This is a genomic window from Vibrio sp. 10N.286.49.E11 (assembly GCF_041469505.1).
Classification (GTDB): Bacteria; Pseudomonadota; Gammaproteobacteria; order Enterobacterales; family Vibrionaceae; genus Vibrio; species Vibrio crassostreae_C.
This window is the reverse complement of sequence record NZ_JBFRKQ010000037.1, coordinates 12,108-28,525: the sequence shown is the minus strand read 5'-3', so window position 1 is coordinate 28,525 and position 16,418 is coordinate 12,108. Positions and strand designations below refer to the sequence as shown.

General features: G+C 42.7%; 16 protein-coding genes and 1 other RNA gene. 11 read left to right on the top strand and 6 right to left on the bottom strand.

The genetic code is table 11. The features are described 5' to 3' along the window. Nucleotides 1-16: 16 nt before the first annotated feature. Both ssrA and smpB read right to left on the bottom strand, forming a co-directional pair. Nucleotides 17-383, bottom strand: a transfer-messenger RNA (tmRNA) gene (gene ssrA / locus AB4167_RS07980). Nucleotides 384-449: 66 nt separating this feature from the next. After that, nucleotides 450-935, bottom strand: coding sequence for an SsrA-binding protein SmpB (gene smpB / locus AB4167_RS07975; protein WP_004735156.1), 486 nt, complete (start codon nucleotides 933-935; stop codon nucleotides 450-452). A gap of 119 nt (nucleotides 936-1,054) precedes the next feature. Here smpB and AB4167_RS07970 point away from each other — a divergent pair, with 119 nt between their 5' ends. Together AB4167_RS07970 and AB4167_RS07965 are read left to right on the top strand one after the other, a co-directional pair. Further along, complete coding sequence (locus AB4167_RS07970) at nucleotides 1,055-1,483, top strand: SRPBCC family protein (RefSeq protein WP_017069540.1); 429 nt, start codon at nucleotides 1,055-1,057, stop codon at nucleotides 1,481-1,483. A 3-nt stretch (nucleotides 1,484-1,486) separates the two neighbouring features. Then, the gene (locus tag AB4167_RS07965; protein WP_016796754.1) at nucleotides 1,487-1,795 is read left to right on the top strand and encodes an RnfH family protein; all 309 of its coding nucleotides are present in this window, start codon (nucleotides 1,487-1,489) and stop codon (nucleotides 1,793-1,795) included. Nucleotides 1,796-1,966: 171 nt separating this feature from the next. Here AB4167_RS07965 and bamE read toward each other — a convergent pair whose 3' ends face one another. The 3 genes from bamE to nadK form a co-directional block, all read right to left on the bottom strand. Next, nucleotides 1,967-2,326 carry an outer membrane protein assembly factor BamE gene (bamE, locus tag AB4167_RS07960; protein ID WP_010438918.1) on the bottom strand — a complete coding sequence of 120 codons (360 nt, stop codon included), beginning with the start codon at nucleotides 2,324-2,326 and terminating at the stop codon, nucleotides 1,967-1,969. 167 nt (nucleotides 2,327-2,493) lie between these two features. Beyond that, nucleotides 2,494-4,158, bottom strand: a complete 1,665-nt coding sequence (recN, locus tag AB4167_RS07955) for a DNA repair protein RecN (protein WP_017059862.1) — start codon at nucleotides 4,156-4,158, stop codon at nucleotides 2,494-2,496. A gap of 292 nt (nucleotides 4,159-4,450) precedes the next feature. Then, complete coding sequence (gene nadK, locus AB4167_RS07950) at nucleotides 4,451-5,335, bottom strand: NAD(+) kinase (RefSeq protein WP_017066747.1); 885 nt, start codon at nucleotides 5,333-5,335, stop codon at nucleotides 4,451-4,453. A gap of 143 nt (nucleotides 5,336-5,478) precedes the next feature. On the opposite strand from nadK, the gene grpE reads away from it, so the two are divergent. The 5 genes from grpE to dnaJ all read left to right on the top strand — a co-directional run bounded on the left by grpE (nucleotide 5,479) and on the right by dnaJ (nucleotide 12,752). Continuing rightward, nucleotides 5,479-6,060, top strand: a complete 582-nt coding sequence (gene grpE, locus AB4167_RS07945; RefSeq protein ID WP_017069543.1) for a nucleotide exchange factor GrpE — start codon at nucleotides 5,479-5,481, stop codon at nucleotides 6,058-6,060. A gap of 388 nt (nucleotides 6,061-6,448) precedes the next feature. Beyond that, nucleotides 6,449-7,723, top strand: a complete 1,275-nt coding sequence (locus AB4167_RS07940; RefSeq protein ID WP_372136379.1) for a dicarboxylate/amino acid:cation symporter — start codon at nucleotides 6,449-6,451, stop codon at nucleotides 7,721-7,723. 258 nt (nucleotides 7,724-7,981) lie between these two features. Then, nucleotides 7,982-9,019 (top strand): polysaccharide lyase family 7 protein, encoded by a 1,038-nt coding sequence (locus tag AB4167_RS07935; protein ID WP_017059866.1) that lies wholly within the window; start codon nucleotides 7,982-7,984, stop codon nucleotides 9,017-9,019. 386 nt (nucleotides 9,020-9,405) lie between these two features. Beyond that, nucleotides 9,406-11,319 (top strand): molecular chaperone DnaK, encoded by a 1,914-nt coding sequence (gene dnaK / locus AB4167_RS07930; RefSeq protein WP_017067645.1) that lies wholly within the window; start codon nucleotides 9,406-9,408, stop codon nucleotides 11,317-11,319. A 284-nt stretch (nucleotides 11,320-11,603) separates the two neighbouring features. Then, nucleotides 11,604-12,752: a molecular chaperone DnaJ gene (gene dnaJ / locus AB4167_RS07925; RefSeq protein ID WP_136975828.1), complete on the top strand. Its 1,149-nt coding sequence runs from the start codon at nucleotides 11,604-11,606 to the stop codon at nucleotides 12,750-12,752. 129 nt (nucleotides 12,753-12,881) lie between these two features. Here the strand turns inward: dnaJ and AB4167_RS07920 are convergent, their stop codons facing one another. Further along, on the bottom strand, nucleotides 12,882-13,313 hold the full coding sequence (locus AB4167_RS07920) for a type IV pilin protein (protein ID WP_010438935.1): 432 nt from the start codon (nucleotides 13,311-13,313) through the stop codon (nucleotides 12,882-12,884). 102 nt (nucleotides 13,314-13,415) lie between these two features. On the opposite strand from AB4167_RS07920, the gene AB4167_RS07915 reads away from it, so the two are divergent. Genes AB4167_RS07915 through AB4167_RS07900 form a run of 4 tightly spaced genes read left to right on the top strand, consistent with a single transcriptional unit; the run spans nucleotide 13,416 to nucleotide 16,188 of the window. Further along, entirely contained in the window at nucleotides 13,416-13,916 is a 501-nt protein-coding gene (locus AB4167_RS07915; protein WP_102402141.1) for a GspH/FimT family pseudopilin, read from the top strand. Next, nucleotides 13,894-14,496 (top strand): PilW family protein, encoded by a 603-nt coding sequence (locus AB4167_RS07910; protein WP_010438939.1) that lies wholly within the window; start codon nucleotides 13,894-13,896, stop codon nucleotides 14,494-14,496. The genes AB4167_RS07915 and AB4167_RS07910 overlap by 23 nt, the downstream gene beginning before the upstream one ends. After that, the gene (locus AB4167_RS07905; RefSeq protein ID WP_372136378.1) at nucleotides 14,493-15,788 is read left to right on the top strand and encodes a hypothetical protein; all 1,296 of its coding nucleotides are present in this window, start codon (nucleotides 14,493-14,495) and stop codon (nucleotides 15,786-15,788) included. The genes AB4167_RS07910 and AB4167_RS07905 overlap by 4 nt, the downstream gene beginning before the upstream one ends. After that, a complete protein-coding gene (locus AB4167_RS07900) occupies nucleotides 15,778-16,188 on the top strand; it encodes a prepilin-type N-terminal cleavage/methylation domain-containing protein (protein WP_136975827.1) in 411 nt (136 codons plus the stop codon). Before AB4167_RS07905 ends, AB4167_RS07900 begins: the two co-directional genes overlap by 11 nt. Nucleotides 16,189-16,418: the final 230 nt, after the last annotated feature.

Here is a 16,418-nt window from a genome sequence, read left to right as displayed (position 1 = left end):
GCTGTTTCCAAACGTTTGGTGGAGCTGGCGGGAGTTGAACCCGCGTCCAAAAATCATTCATCATTGGTACTACATGCTTAGTCGATCTTTAATTTCACCAGCAACCTGCGAACCGACACGCTAGTTAAAGGCTAACCTGAATTATAATTCGCGCTTTTCCTCTCAGGTGGGAGAAGCCACGCTAGCTAGTTTGGGTTTGATCTCTTATTGGTCCCCGTCTTACGAGCGGAAGCTAGGGTAAGAGAGCTCTGAGCAGGTTATTAAGCTGCTAGTGCGTAGTTTTCGTCGTTTGCGACTATTTTTTTGCGGCTTTTAACGTGGCCAACCGCCCCACGGCATGCACCTCAGACTTCAAAATTCCTGTCGAATCCTAAATCAGCCCCAAGTGTTATTTGCATAGTACCAGAAAAGCTTACCCTGTCTAGCACTGTGCGTTTAAGTGCTTAAAATTAACGCAAATTACTCTTCATAATTCGTGCTTTATCTCTCGCCCAATCTTTTTCTTTCATATCAGTACGTTTATCGTGCAGCTTTTTACCTTTCGCTACGCCAACTTTAATCTTCGCCCAAGAGCGAGACCAGTAAAGTGCGGTTGCGACAAGCGTCATGCCTTCACGGTTAATACGACCGATAAGGTTATCGAGTTCTTTTCTCGACATTAGTAGTTTACGGATGCGTGTTGGGTTCGCCACGATATGAGTACTCGCTTGAGTTAGCGGAGTGATCGTCATACCACTGATGAATGCTTCGCCATCTCGGATGTAGACGTAGCTTTCTGCGATATTGGTTTTGCCTTCACGTAGGGATTTTACTTCCCAGCCTTGTAGCTCAAGCCCCGCTTCTATCTCATCATCGATGAAATATTCGTGGCGAGCTTTCTTATTAAGCGCAATGGTATTACTACCGGCTTTTGATTTTGATTTATTCTTTGCCATAATGGCCTCATTATACGGATTGCACCCTAGTTGGGGAATCCTTTTTATTTGCGCTCTGGCCCAATACAATTAAAATTGCAGTTTGTGTTAATGTAACGCTGTCTTTAACAGGAGTCTATATGCCAAAGGTTACTCGTTCAGCATTAGTGTCGTTTAGTGCCGACCAGATGTTCAACTTGGTCAATGATGTTGCTCGTTATCACGAGTTTTTGCCAGGGTGTTCTGGTTCACGTGTGATCGAATCTTCAGATTCAACTATGGTGGCTTCGGTTGATGTCTCTAAAGCTGGTATCAGCAAAACATTTACCACATCGAACCGCTTAGCGGATGGTGCTGAGATCTTGATGGAGCTGGTAGATGGCCCGTTTAAGAAGCTGGAGGGGGGCTGGTATTTCACTCCTCTAGACGACCAAGCATGTAAGGTTGAACTTAAACTAGAGTTTGAATTTTCTAGTCGAATGATTGAAATGGCATTTGGCAAGATTTTCAATGAACTGACAAGCAATATGGTCAGTGCATTTACTCAACGAGCGAAACAGGTTTACTAAGCCATGACTATTGAATCAGATATGATCCACGTAGAAGTTGTGTTTGCGCTTCCACATGAGCAGCGTGTATTTACCTTAGTGGTAAATAAGAACGCGACCGTTGAAGAGATTATTGCGCAGTCTGGTGTTTTAGAGTTGTATCCAGAAATCGACTTGGCGAAAAATAAAGTTGGCGTATACAGCCGCAACGTTAAGTTAGATGCAACCGTTCGAGATAAAGATCGTATCGAAATTTATCGAGCACTGTTAGCCGATCCAAAAGAAATTCGCCGTAAGCGTGCTGAACAAGCGAAAGCGGCGGCTAAATCGTAATACCAAACAAATTTGAATGATAAAGAAGCTCGCATTAGCGAGCTTTTTTTCATCTGTTTGTTAGACAATACAGTCTACAGTCTCATTTGTTAGCAGATATTAAAAAGCCTGCTCATATGAGCAGGCTTTTGCGATTCTTGCTTTTGACTGGAAAGCTTTGTTAGTTGAAAGCTAGCGAAGGCTTTCGAAGAATTCATCACTGGCTTCAAAATCACCATTGATCGTCACTAAGGTGCCCGTTGCATCAAAGTTAACAACAAGATTTTTTTGAATCGAGTCTTCATGGCCTTTTGTGTGGTGGTAAATGTAGTACCACGTATCTGGGTAGCCATTTTCGATAAGCATAGGTGAGCCCATAACGTAACGAACTTGTGTTTTTGTCATGCCAAACTTGAGCTGATCGACAGCTTCCTGTTCAACATAGTTACCCTGATTGATGTCAATTCGATAAACCAACTTCTCTAATAGAGAGCAACCGGTCAACATTGTTAGTGCAAGTGGAACTGCAACTAACCACTTTTTAATTCGCATAGTTTGAGATCTTTCTTCGCTAAAATACTGCCTGATAATAAACAAGCTCCAGCAAGAAGTAAAAAGCTCCTTGCGCTTTGAGCTTGTTATGACTGGCAATTTTGAATTAAGTTGCAAAATTGCCAAGAATTTTCGGTAAATTATCAGAAAGTTGCTGAATATGTAACCTATGCTGCGATTAATAACTCTTTTGCATTGGCAAGCGTCGATTCGGTAATCTGGCTGCCACCAAGCAGTCGAGCAAGCTCTGAAACGCGTTGTTGCTCATCAAGCGTGTGCATTTGAGTCTCGGTTTTACCTGATTTCGTGTTCTTCGCTACAAAAAGTTGTTGGTGACCGCAACCGGCAACTTGAGGTAAGTGAGTCACGCACATAACTTGTGTCGATTCGCCCAGCTTACGTAGCATTTTTCCGACAACCGCAGCGGTTGGTCCACTGATACCCACATCGACTTCATCGAAAATCAGGCTTGGTGTATCCACTTTTTGCGCTGTGATCACCTGAATCGCCAGTGAGATTCGTGATAACTCACCACCAGAGGCCACTTTCGCAATCGGCTGCATTGGTTGGCCTGGGTTGGTCGAAACAATGAAGGTCACGTTATCCATACCCAATGGAGAAGGGTGTGTGTTGGTGTTGTTCACTTCAATGGCAAACTGCGCTTTTTCCATGCTCAGTTCGTGCATGCTTTGCGTGATCAGCTTGTTGAGCTCTTTTGCGTAACGAGTTCGAGATTTATGAAGCTTCTCTGATTTAGCAACGAACGATTGGTATTGGTTTTCCACCTCGTTTGCCAGTTCTTCTAATTTTTCATCAGAGCAATCAAGCGCTTCAACTTGTTGTAGTAAGTCTTGATGGTGCTTATACAGCTCTTCAGGTAACACGTGGTGTTTACGAGACATCGACATCACTTTAGAGAAACGCTCCTCAACGTAAGCCATACGACCGGGATCAACATCAATGCTGTCTAGGTATGTTCTTAACTCGTTGTTGGTTTCTTCAATCTGAATAATGGCTTCGGAAAGCAAGTTTGGTAACTCGGCTAATCTTTCATCTAGCTCAGCTAACTGAATTAAGGAGTTATTGGCCGATTGCAGAATACCAAGCGCATTAACTTCTTCGCCTTCATAAATAAGCTCGATAGCTTGCTGACAGGTTGTGGCCAGTTCTCCGCTATTGGAGAGGCGCTTATGCTCTTGTTCGAGGTCTTCATATTCTTCCTCCCCAATAGACAGCTCATTTAACTCTTTGATTTGGTATTCAAGAAGTTGTTTTTGAGCTTGGTTTTGCTGGCTATTCTCACGTAACTCTTTTAAGTGGTTATCCGCTTGTCGCCATGCTTGGTAAGCATTACGTGTCGATTTCAATAGGTTCAAGTGGCCTGCGTATTGATCAAGCATGGCCATTTGGTAATCGCTTTTCATTAACTGGTGATGCGCGTGTTGACCATGGATGTTGATCAGCAGTTGTCCAAGTGATTTCAATTGCGAAAGAGGGACAGGGCTACCGTTGATGAATGCACGAGAACGACCTTCTTTTGAGATGGTTCTGCGCAGGATGCACTCACTGCCATCAAGCAATTCGTTGTCTTCTAACCAGCGGGTTGCATGCAGATTGTTCTCAAGTAAAAAAGCGGCACTGACTTCGGTTTTTTCTTCACCTTGTCGAACCATTCCTGCATCGGATCTTCCCCCAAGACATAAGCCTAAAGCATCGATAGCGATAGATTTACCCGCACCAGTTTCCCCGGTGATTGTTGTCATGCCTTTAGATAGTTCTAGCTGTAAAGACTTAACAATAGCGAAATTATTAACACTTAAATGAGCCAGCATTTTTATTTACCTGTATAACTGAACAATACTGTATATAAGTTCAGTATATACTGTTTCTTTATACAGTAAAGTCGGCAGGTGAAAATTTTTTGCGACCGTTATCAGAATTGAGGTTGTTCGTAGATCACTGAAACCGCTATAGATTCCCAACTCAGTCGTTCCTCCCTCTTGGGAGTGGAGGCATAAGGAACTGCAGAGAAGCTAGAGCCGACGGGCTTTTACTGGCAATAAAAAGGCTGACGAATGTCGTCAGCCTTTCAAATTTTCGGTTACCACTGGAGCGTTTATTCTTTTAGAACAGCTTACTCGACCAACCTAGTTTGTTACGTAGAACGTGGTAGTAGTTGTAGTCTTTAGGGTGGATCAGTTTGAGCACATTTGGGCTTTGGTAAATGTGGATCTCATCACCAGGAGAAACAGGCAGTGAGATTTGACCATCACAGCTGACTTCCTGAGTTCCACGGTTATCAGGCGATACGATCAGCTTAATACGACGCTTGCCATCCACCACAAGTGGGCGGCTTGAAAGGGTGTGCGGGAACATCGGCACTAATGAGATAGCATTTAGACTTGAAGACAGGATAGGGCCGCCGCCAGAAAGCGAGTAGGCGGTAGAACCTGTCGGTGTTGAGACGATTAAGCCATCAGAGCGCTGTGAGAAGGCGAAGCTGTCATCGATGTACACTTCGAACTCGATCATGTGAGCAACTTGTCCGGGGTGCAGTACAGCCTCATTAAGTGCTGCATTGTGGCTTTTTATCTGGCCGTGACGATGAATTTCCGTTTCAAGTAAGAAGCGCTCTTCTTCCATGAACTCGCCTTTGAGTACATCAGTAAGCGCGCTCTGGAAGTTTTCAGGGTTAAGATCGGTTAGGAAACCAAGATTGCCTCGGTTAACACCAATCACTGAAATGTCGAAACGTGACAAGATTCTAGCGGCACCGAGCATATTTCCGTCACCACCGACCACAATGGCGAGATCGGCGCGTTTACCTAATTCAATCAGGCTAGAAAAATGTTCTTTTGGGATGTCGTCTAAAATAGTGGCGAGTCTGTCATCAACAAACACTTGATAACCCTCAGCACTTAACCACTGATAGAGCTCTCTATGAGTCTGAATTGCTTGCTGATCTCGAGGTTTACCGATAATGGCGATGACTTCAAATGGCTTTTTCATAACGTTTCCAAACGAATTAGGCTTGAATCAAAATTCTTCATCCCCATAATAAAGGCAAGTTGAACGTCTATGCGAGTGTTTTATATCAATTTGGGGCGCAAACACGCCTGTCACTTGCATTGAAAACGAATTCTGGAGATATCATGAGCAACGAAGAAAACAAAGTAACCGAAGCAGAGCTAGATCAGATCATCGCTGAAGCTGAGAAAGTTGAAGAAGCTGAACTGAATGAAGACGCTGCTGATGAGCAGGAAGCAAAAATCGCTCAACTGGAAGCTGCACTGCTTTCTAGCGAATCTAAAGTGAAAGAGCAGCAAGATTCTGTTCTTCGCGCGAAAGCTGAAGTTGAAAACATGCGTCGCCGTAGCGAACAAGAAATTGATAAAGCGCGTAAATTCGCTTTGAACAAGTTTGCTGAAGGTCTGCTTCCTGTAATCGACAACCTAGAGCGTGCAATGCAAGCAGCAGACGCTGAAAACGAAGTGGTTAAGCCACTGTATGAAGGTGTTGAGCTAACGCACAAAACGTTCGTAGACACAGTTGCTAAGTTTGGTCTTAAAGAGATCAACCCTGAAGGTGAAGCGTTCAACCCTGAATTCCACCAAGCGATGTCTATTCAAGAAAGCCCAGATCACGAATCGAACACGGTTATGTTTGTGATGCAAAAAGGCTACGAACTAAACGGTCGTGTGGTTCGCCCAGCGATGGTTATGGTTGCTAAGTAATGACGAATTACGTTGCCAAGTGATTGACTGGTGCATTGACTGAGTTAGTCGCAGCGACAAAATAAATCACTGGTTTGCGTAAAATAAAAAGAGAGGTATAGGCCTCTCTTTTTTTGTGCCTATAACTTGAGAGTCCACGTAAATAAGCATCAAAACCGCATTAAGAATGTCGTTCTTTTTATTTCATTCAGATCAGCGATTTAGAGTTTTGTGTTATGAAACTTGTTGTGATTGAGTAAATGTTTTGATGTCACATTTGTGGTGTTTTTGTAAATAAATACTTTTAATTGTTATCTTTGTATGTAAAATCCACTGCCATATAGCGATTTTGGTCGCATATATAACTATAAAAGTACAAATTTCAAACACAACAAACTGGAGAAGAACGATGAATAAATCGCTCTCAAGTAAAATTTTTGTAGGCTTGTTCGCCGGTCTACTTATTGGTACTGCTATTCAGTACCTATTCAGCGGTATTGCTATTTTTGATACGTATCTACTTGGCGCTGCCGAAGGTGCTGGTGGTATGTTCGTATCACTTATCAAATTGCTTGTAGTTCCTCTTGTATACGTATCTATTGTTTGCGGTATCGTTGAGCTAAAAGATATTCGTTCATTCGGTCGTCTTGGTGGTAAAACCTTTGGTCTTTACATTATTAACACCATCATCGCGATTTCTGCAGCGCTAACGATTGGTCTTATTTTCCAACCGGGTGCTGGTGCGAATCTAGCGGGTACAGTTTCTGAGACAATTGCGCTTACAACAACTGAAACGCCAGATATCTTCTCTCTTGTTGTTAATATCGTTCCTAGCAACCCTGTAGAAGCATTTGCAAGTGGAGACATGCTGCAAATCATCTTCATGGCTATTCTGACTGGTCTTGCTATCCAAGCTCTTGATTCTCGTGGTGGCCCAGCTATCAAGACATTCAAGATGGCTAACGAGATCATGATGAAGCTTATCGGCCTAGTAATGAGCCTTGCGCCATACGGTGTATTTGCTCTGATGATTCAACTAGGTGCAACACTTGATGCAAACACGTTAATGTCAGTTGCTGGCTATGTAGCGCTTGTTGTAGCGATGCTTGTGTTCTGGATCTTCTTCTTCTACCCAATGATGGTTGGTTCATTCACTGGTATTTCTCCAAAGCAGTTCCTACGTGCAACTCGTGAGCAAGTTCTATTCTCACTATCTACAGCAAGTTCGAATGCAACAATCCCAGTAACAATGCGTACTCTTACTGACAAACTAAACGTATCTAAGTCAGTAGCAGGTTTCGGTGTACCACTAGGTGCAACAATGAACATGTCTGGTGTATCTATCTACATCGCACTAGCAACTATGTTCGTAGCAAACGCGTTTGGTCAGCCAATCAACACTGCTGATATCTTCACTCTTGGTCTAACTATCCTGCTACTGTCTATCGGTGCTGGTGGTGTTCCTGGTGGCGGTGTTGTGATGGTAGGTGTTCTATTGCACCAACTAGGTTTACCACCAGAAGGTCTAGCGATTGTTGCTGCTGTTGACCGTATCTGTGACATGTTCTGTACTTCTTCAAACGTAGTGGGTGACACAGCGGTGAACACTATCGTTGCTAAATCTGAAAACGAAATTGGCGTTGAAGCTAACGAAGAAGCTGAGCTGCAAAAAGCAGAAGCTTAATTCTTAATTAAGACTCAATAACTGCGAAGCCCCGCTCAACCAGAGCGGGGCTTTTTTATTTCTGCTGTTGGGTACTTTGGGCTGTCTGCTGCTGAGTTAAAAGAGGGGGCTATGTTGGTGCGAAGTCTCATTTTTTCTTTTTACTCGCGCTGAATGGGTCATCAGTTTTCAATCTTTAATATAGATCACATATAATAATACAATATTATTATATTGTTCTGACAACCTACATTATGACGACATAAAGGAAACCCAATAATGAAGCTGTCTTACCTTAGCCTACTGACTGCCAGCCTTTTAGCCGCTCCCGCTCTTGCTTCTAATCACGATATTGGTCAACAGTTCAATCTTGACCCTGCAAAAGCACCAGCACAAAACTTCGATTTATCTAAATGGAAAATTAACTTACCGGAGCTGACGACTGAAGGGTCTAGAAAAGGTAAAACGCTGGAGATTGGTAAAAAGGAACTGTCGAATGTAGACACGCCTTACGTTCACCCTAAATGGTTCTACACGGATGCTGAATCTGGTGCGATGGTGTTTGTGGCTCCGAATACAGCTCCAACGACGCCAAACAGTAAAAACACGCGTAGTGAGCTAAGAGCGATGCTAGCGGATAGCTACTCTGCGCCGAGCAACAACTTCGCGATTTCAAGCCATAAGAACGCGGAAGAGTTTGGCTCTATCGGTGGCCAGATGACGGCAACACTTTCTGTTGATCAGGTGAGTACCAGCGGTAACTATAAGAAAACCGGCGCATTCTCGGTAGTGATCGGCCAAATTCATGGTTCAGACAATGAGCCACTGAAAATTGTTTACCGCAAGTTGCCAGAACATGAGCATGGTTCGTTAACGTGGAACTATGAGTTAAACCCGCCGACAGAGATGAAAAACGCGAAGGATGAAAACGGAAAGAAACTTCGTAAAGACATTCGCCATGATGTATTTGGTCAATACAATCTGAAAAAAGGCAGCTCGGACCCTGCTGATGGCATCAAGCTAGGTGAAGTGTTCTCATACGATGTGAATATCAAAGATAACATCATGCACTTAACCTTTACTAAGAATCCAAACTCAGCCGATCCTATTGTGAAGACGTATGATGTTGATTTGGCCAAGGGTAAGTATCAGGGGCATGATATCGACCTTGGTTATGGACAGGACTGGATGTACTTCAAGGCGGGCGCATACAATCAATGCAATACTAAGAAGTCGAGCTCAGCCTGTGAATGGCGTGGTATGGAAGCGGGTGATTACACTCAAGCGAGCTTCTACCAGTTAGTGCTCAACCAATAATATGGCTGAATCAGTCACCATTTGAACAATATTTAACTGATTAGTATCTATTTGAAAAAGACCTTCCACATGAAGGTCTTTTTTTATGGCATCTGGAATAGGGTTGAGGTTTCAATGTGGCGACAAATGCGAGAGTTTCTCAACATTGGAGCCTTAATTGGCAAGGGATCGGTCACTTTTTACCTTTATGTAAAAAGATACGGGAAAAAATAGATTTTTTTTACTTATTCCCTTGAAAACCAGTTTGCAGCCCTTATCTATGGTGCATACGAAAGCAAATTACATTTGCACTTTAATTTTGTGTATTAGGGTTGATTCCCTGATTACCACCCCCACATATGTGGGTATAGCAAAAACTTAATAGAAAATATTTCGGAGATGGCCTGATGGGTAAAATCATTGGTATTGATTTAGGTACTACTAACTCTTGTGTTGCTGTTTTAGACGGCGACAAACCACGCGTAATTGAAAATGCTGAAGGCGAACGCACAACAGCATCAGTAATCGCATACACAGAAGGCGAAACGCTAGTTGGTCAACCTGCAAAACGTCAAGCTGTTACTAACCCTCAAAACACACTGTTCGCTATCAAGCGTCTAATCGGTCGTCGTTTTGAAGATGAAGAAGTTCAACGCGATATCGAAATCATGCCTTTCAACATTGTTAAGGCTGACAACGGTGATGCATGGGTTGAAGCGCAAGGCCAAAAAATGGCTGCTCCTCAAGTATCTGCTGAAGTTCTTAAGAAAATGAAGAAAACAGCTGAAGACTTCCTAGGCGAAGAAGTAACTGGCGCAGTAGTAACTGTTCCTGCTTACTTCAACGATGCTCAACGTCAAGCAACGAAAGATGCTGGCCGTATCGCTGGTCTAGATGTTAAACGTATCATCAACGAACCAACTGCTGCTGCTCTAGCTTACGGCCTAGACAAGCAAGGTGGTGATCGCACTATCGCTGTATACGACCTTGGTGGTGGTACATTCGATATCTCTATCATCGAAATCGATGAAGTAGAAGGCGAGAAGACTTTCGAAGTTCTTTCAACTAACGGTGACACTCACCTTGGTGGTGAAGATTTCGATAACCGCATGATCAACTACCTAGTAGATGAGTTCAAGAAAGAGCAAGGTATCGACCTTAAAGCTGATCCACTAGCAATGCAGCGTGTTAAAGAAGCAGCAGAAAAAGCGAAAATCGAGCTTTCTTCTACTACTCAAACTGACGTAAACCTACCTTACGTTACTGCTGATGCGACTGGTCCTAAGCACATGAACATCAAAGTGACTCGTGCGAAGCTTGAGTCTCTAGTTGAAGACCTAGTTCAACGTTCTCTTGAGCCACTAAAAGTTGCTCTAGCGGATGCTGACCTATCTGTAGGCGAAATCACTGACGTTATCCTAGTTGGTGGTCAAACTCGTATGCCTATGGTTCAAGCTAAAGTAACTGAATTCTTCGGTAAAGAGCCACGTAAAGACGTGAACCCTGACGAAGCTGTTGCAATGGGTGCTGCTGTTCAAGGTGGTGTACTAGCTGGTGACGTTAAAGACGTTCTACTACTAGACGTTACTCCTCTATCTTTCGGTATCGAAACGATGGGCGGCGTGATGACTAAGCTTATCGAGAAAAACACAACTATCCCTACTAAAGCGGATCAAGTGTTCTCTACAGCTGAAGACAACCAAAACGCAGTAACTATCCACGTTCTTCAAGGTGAGCGTAAGCAAGCGACTTACAACAAGTCTCTTGGTCAGTTCAACCTAGAAGGTATCCAACCAGCACCACGTGGCATGCCACAAATCGAAGTAACATTCGACCTAGATGCTGATGGTATCCTGAACGTATCTGCTAAAGATAAAGCAACAGGTAAAGAGCAGAAGATCACTATCCAAGCATCAGGCGGCCTGTCTGAGGAAGAGATCGAAGCAATGGTACAAGAAGCAGAAGCTAACAAAGAAGCGGACAAAAAGTTCGAAGAGCTAGTAACTGCACGTAACCAAGCTGACCAAATGATTCATGGCACTAAGAAGCAAGTAGAAGAAGCTGGTGAAGCTCTACCTGCAGACGAGAAAGCTAAAATCGAAGCGGCTATCACTGCACTAGAAGAAGTTAAGTCTGGTAACGATAAAGAAGCTATCGACGCTAAAGTTCAAGAACTTATGCAAGCAGCTCAAAAGCTAATGGAAATTGCTCAACAGAAAGCTCAAGCTGAACAAGCTGGTGCTGACGCTGGTGAACAACCTAAGCAAGACGACGATGTTGTAGACGCTGAGTTTGAAGAAGTTAAAGAAGACAAAAAATAATTTCGTCGCAGAGTAGCCTGATTTCGTTATCGGAAGTGTCCACCTACTAACGTAGGCTCCGCGCTTCCACTTAGGACTCAAGCTATCTGCTTAGAAATTTGTCTCAAAGACTTATTATTGCGGGCGTCAGAGGTAACTCTCACGCCCGTAAATTTGTATTTAGACTTGTCGATCTAGATAATAGCTTTATTCGGCATTTCAGCCGGCAGAACTTTTATCTAGATTGATACACAGACTACTGAAGTGATCATTCGGTAGTAGCAATTATTTTGGTGACCTAGAACATGTCAAAACGTGATTTTTACGAAGTATTAGGCGTAAGCCGCGATGCATCAGAGCGCGATATTAAAAAAGCGTACAAACGCTTAGCGATGAAATTCCACCCGGACCGTAACCAGGGTGATGAGACCGCAGCAGATAAGTTTAAAGAAGTAAAAGTAGCGTACGAGATCCTAACCGATTCTCAAAAGAAAGCGGCTTACGACCAATACGGTCATGCAGCCTTTGAACAAGGTGGCATGGGCGGCGGCGGTGGTTTCGGCGGCGGTGGCCAAGGTGACTTCGGCGATATCTTCGGTGACGTATTTGGCGACATCTTCGGCGGCGGTCGTCGTGGTGGCGGTCAACAGCGTGCACAACGTGGTTCAGATCTACGTTACAACATGGAACTTTCTCTAGAAGAAGCGGTTCGTGGTGTTTCTAAAGAAATCGAAGTACCAACACTTGTAGAGTGTGATACTTGTGACGGCAGCGGCGCGAAAGCGGGTTCTTCTGCACAAACGTGTGGCACTTGTCATGGCCACGGCCAAGTACAAATGCGCCAAGGTTTCTTTGCGGTTCAACAGACTTGTCCTACTTGCAACGGTAAAGGCAAGATCATCAAAGACCCATGTAACTCATGTCATGGTCAAGGTCGCAAACAGAAGACGAAAACACTTAACGTTAAGATCCCTGCTGGTGTTGATACTGGCGATCGTATTCGTCTATCTGGCGAAGGCGAAGCGGGAGAGCACGGCGCTCCAGCTGGCGATCTGTACGTACAAGTACACGTAAAAGAGCACAACATCTTCGAACGTGACGGCAACAACCTTTACTGCGAAGTACCAGTAAGCTTCTCTATGGCTGCTCTAGGCGGTGAAGTTGAAGTTCCAACACTGGATGGTCGTGTAAACCTTAAGGTACCAGAAGAGACACAAACGGGCCGTATGTTCCGTATGCGTGGCAAGGGCGTGAAAGGCGTTCGTGGTGGCGGTGTGGGTGATCTAATCGTTAAGCTAGTGGTTGAGACTCCAGTTAAGCTAAGCTCTCGCCAAAAAGAACTACTGCGTGAATTCGAAGAAACATGTTGTGGTGAAGCGGCAAGCAAGCACAAGCCAAAGTCTGAAGGTTTCTTCAGCGGTGTTAAAAACTTCTTCGATGACCTTACTAAGTAATTAGATCGTGGTTTGAAAATTTTAAAGCCTGCCTATGTGCAGGCTTTTTTGATCTTCTCGTTTAGTTAAAAAATGCAGCTATGTATATGCCTAGTCATTCTTTACTCATACCAAGGATATTAACGTCTATTAGTTCCAGCAATTTACAGGGGATTCTTCACCTGAAGATTTGAGCGTCATTGTTTTGGGAGTGCCTAGGCAAGAGTCACCACTTTGCCCCTTAGTTGACTGTGCCGTGGCGGTTATTGTATATGCCATGCTGCTTGAACTTGCGACAGAAAATACATAGCGATCACTTGGTGATTCACATATAGCACAAGCCCCTCCTGAAATAATACTGCCCCAGTTATAGACACCGTTGTATGACTGCTCAAGTGTGAGTTGTATTTTTGCCATATCAGCTAATGCTGCTGTTCTATGCGATTTAATGACATGTTCGGTATAGCTTGGGTAGGCGATAGCGGTTAGCACTCCAATAATAGCCACTGCGACCAATAGTTCGATCAATGTCATCCCTTTGCAACTTAAGTTGTTGTTGTTGCATTTATTTTTTCGAATCATCACGAGTAGTTCCTTCTCTATATTCAGCCTATTTTTCTTCGGTGGTAGCATCCTTGCAAGATTAAATACGGTTACGTATCGGTTTACATAGGAATTTGGGAAATGTCTCGCGGGTTTACCTTCTTAGAGCTACTCATAACCATATCAGTGCTCTCTATATTATTGGCTGTTGCCGCTCCAAGTTTTAGTTCTGTCTCGGAAACAGTGAAGATGCAACGGTTAGCTACTGAGTTGAATGGTTTTATGATGCAGGCAAAATCTGAGGCAGTTATGAGAAATACTGATCTTTGGGCTCATTTCTTAATGAATGGTAATTCAAATGACACCGGTGATTGGAAAATTGAATTGACCGAATTCGATATTCCGAATACTGGTACGGCAATTCTTACACTGGAAGGTGCTTCATTTCGAAACGTAGATTTCACCGTTAACTACAGTTCTGAACAAATTAAATTTAGTGGAGTAAACGGTAAAGCTAAAGATGGACATCTCTTATTTGATATGAACTCTAAGCCTTTAAAGCTTATAACATATCGTACTTCAGGAAGAATGAGAATTTGTGGTGTAGAAGGAGACTTTTATGGTTATCAGATCTGCACTTAGGAGGCAGCAGTTCGGTGCAACATTAGTCGAATTTATGATCTCTTCCATTTTGGGAATTGTCGTTATTGGAAGTGTGGGGTCGGTATTTATATCCGGACAAAACATCGCATCCGAGAGAAGTAAAGAATTATTACTATTACAACAAGTTTCAGGAGCTCTTCAATACTTTAAAGAAGATATCCAGCGTGCGGGCTACGATGGAGGGACAGGTGTATCTCTAAAATTATCAGGCTCCACCGATACTTTATATATTTCTCCTGATTCAAAAACGGTTGCATATGCTTACACTCATCAATCAGAGATTCGAAATGTCGCTTTTGTATTCGATTCAGGCTTGGTCAAGGTGTGTGATAGCCCCTCCAGTATCGTAAAAACAGTATCAGCGGCGATTAGTGGGTGCTCTTCTATCTTTGAGCCGAATCAAATTAGAGTCGTTGATTTTCATGCGAATCAGTCAAGTATTGAATCTCAAGGGGTTAGTTCAGGTATTACAACCATTATGATTTCTGCTGAATTAGTAGGAGATACGTCCGTTAATTATTCATCAAGTGTGATTGTAAAAAATAGGAATTGGCGATGAATAAAAATCAACAAGGTGCGGTTGTTTTACTTACAACAAGTGTATTACTAGTTACTGCGTTAATGTTGACTTTTGGTAGTTATCGCTCTGTTTTTTATCAAATAAAAAGATCTCAGAATGAAGTAGAAGCGCGCAAGCAACATTGGGAAGCAGAGGGAGGTCTAGAGTGTGGGTTTACATATATTGTTAATCAAAAATTGCAATCAATACCCAATAATTTAGCGACAGTTTGTAACTCGTATAGTTTTTCTTCCTTAAATGCTGACTTTACAAACCCTGAAATTTTGCTTTCTCAAGTTGGTCATAGCAGTGTTAATAAAAAAATAATCTTTTCATCTTCAGTTGGTTATGGAGCTATGAAGTCGACTTCTGATGTTATTTCTTTTGGCTCAGCACTTTTTTCACCACCAGACCCTGGTGAATTTGACTCGGCTGCTGAAGCTTATGAGTGTATCGGGGCAGTGGTTAAATATAGGTTTATTGCGACTGGTATTACCAATCATGGCGTAAGTAGTTCTATTGAATCTCCAGGATCCGGGCATGATCCCACTAAGGATTGTAAGCCTTCTCATAAGACATCGACAGCTGTTAAATCAGGGATATGGGAGAACTCCTTTGGAGTGATAAGTTCTCATAATGTTGGGTTAGATATTCAGCGAGATGACACTATCGACCCTTTTAAAGATTTTTTCGGAGTCGATAAAAGTAAGTGGCAAGAGGTTCGTGATGATGTAGATAACGAATTTATTAAAGTTTCAATGCCTTCTAGTAGTGTTGATTGCTATAGCCAATTTTCTGATTCAATAGTGAATGGACAGCCCAATAAAGTTTGGATTGATGGCTCTTGCCAACTAGCGCCAGTTGATGTGACGAATATTGTAAATTTACAGGCTGCACACCCGGGAACCGATTTGTTTTTACTTGTTCATGACGGTGTTTTTGGGGTCACTGGTTCTGGCGATATTAGCGGTGTATTTTTTCATTTTAATAATACTTACTCTCCCACTCCTTCTCAATGGGACTCGATGACGGAAGTGAAACCTTTTGTAAATTCAGTATTTAGTGACCTAATTAATACTATGTATGGTTCTTCAAGTACTCTTACGCCATACCATGCAACTTATGCGCAAGCTGGCGCATTCAGTTTCACGGGGGGACAGTTTTTTGATACAGAAGGGCAAATGGCGCTATTTAATAACTCTCTGAATTTTTCATTCAATTCAGATGTTATTGATGAGTTCGAATTTTCACCTAAGCCAAGATGGCAAAAAGGTTCATGGAATGATTTATAAGCAAAAAGGTTTTAGCCTAATTGAAGTACTCATTTCATTTTTATTGATCGGAGTCGGTTCGCTAGGGCTAATTAAGTTACAAACATATGTTGAGCAAAAGTCTGACTTTGCTATTCATAGTGTAGAAGCTTTGAATTTGGCTGAAAATAAGCTGGAATGGTTTAGAACTCGAGGCGCATCTGCCGCTTTATCGAGTATAATGCCTGCGGATTTTGCTACGGATATTGTTGATGGCATGGATCACTCGCATTTTAAATATCAACTTGATTGGACAGTGACGAACAGTTTATCCGGAGCGCTGAAGACCGTTCAGATAACAAGCTCATGGGAAGACCGGTTTGGTAATAATCAAGCGATCGAATTACATACCATGATTTCTAAATACAGCGAGTTCGATTGATTGGGTTTATAACTTCAATGTCGTGATAGTTTGCTCTTCTCGGACATTCTTTATGTGCTAGTTAAAACTCTGTATATGGAATAGTATGTTTTGTGTTTTTATATTGTTGCTGTTGTATGGTATTTTTGCAAAATATGTCTCCATTTATGGAAAATAAGATGGAATCTTGTGCTTTTTAATGACGACTTTAATAGAATATGTGCTGCACCAATAGGCCGTGGTCAAAACTT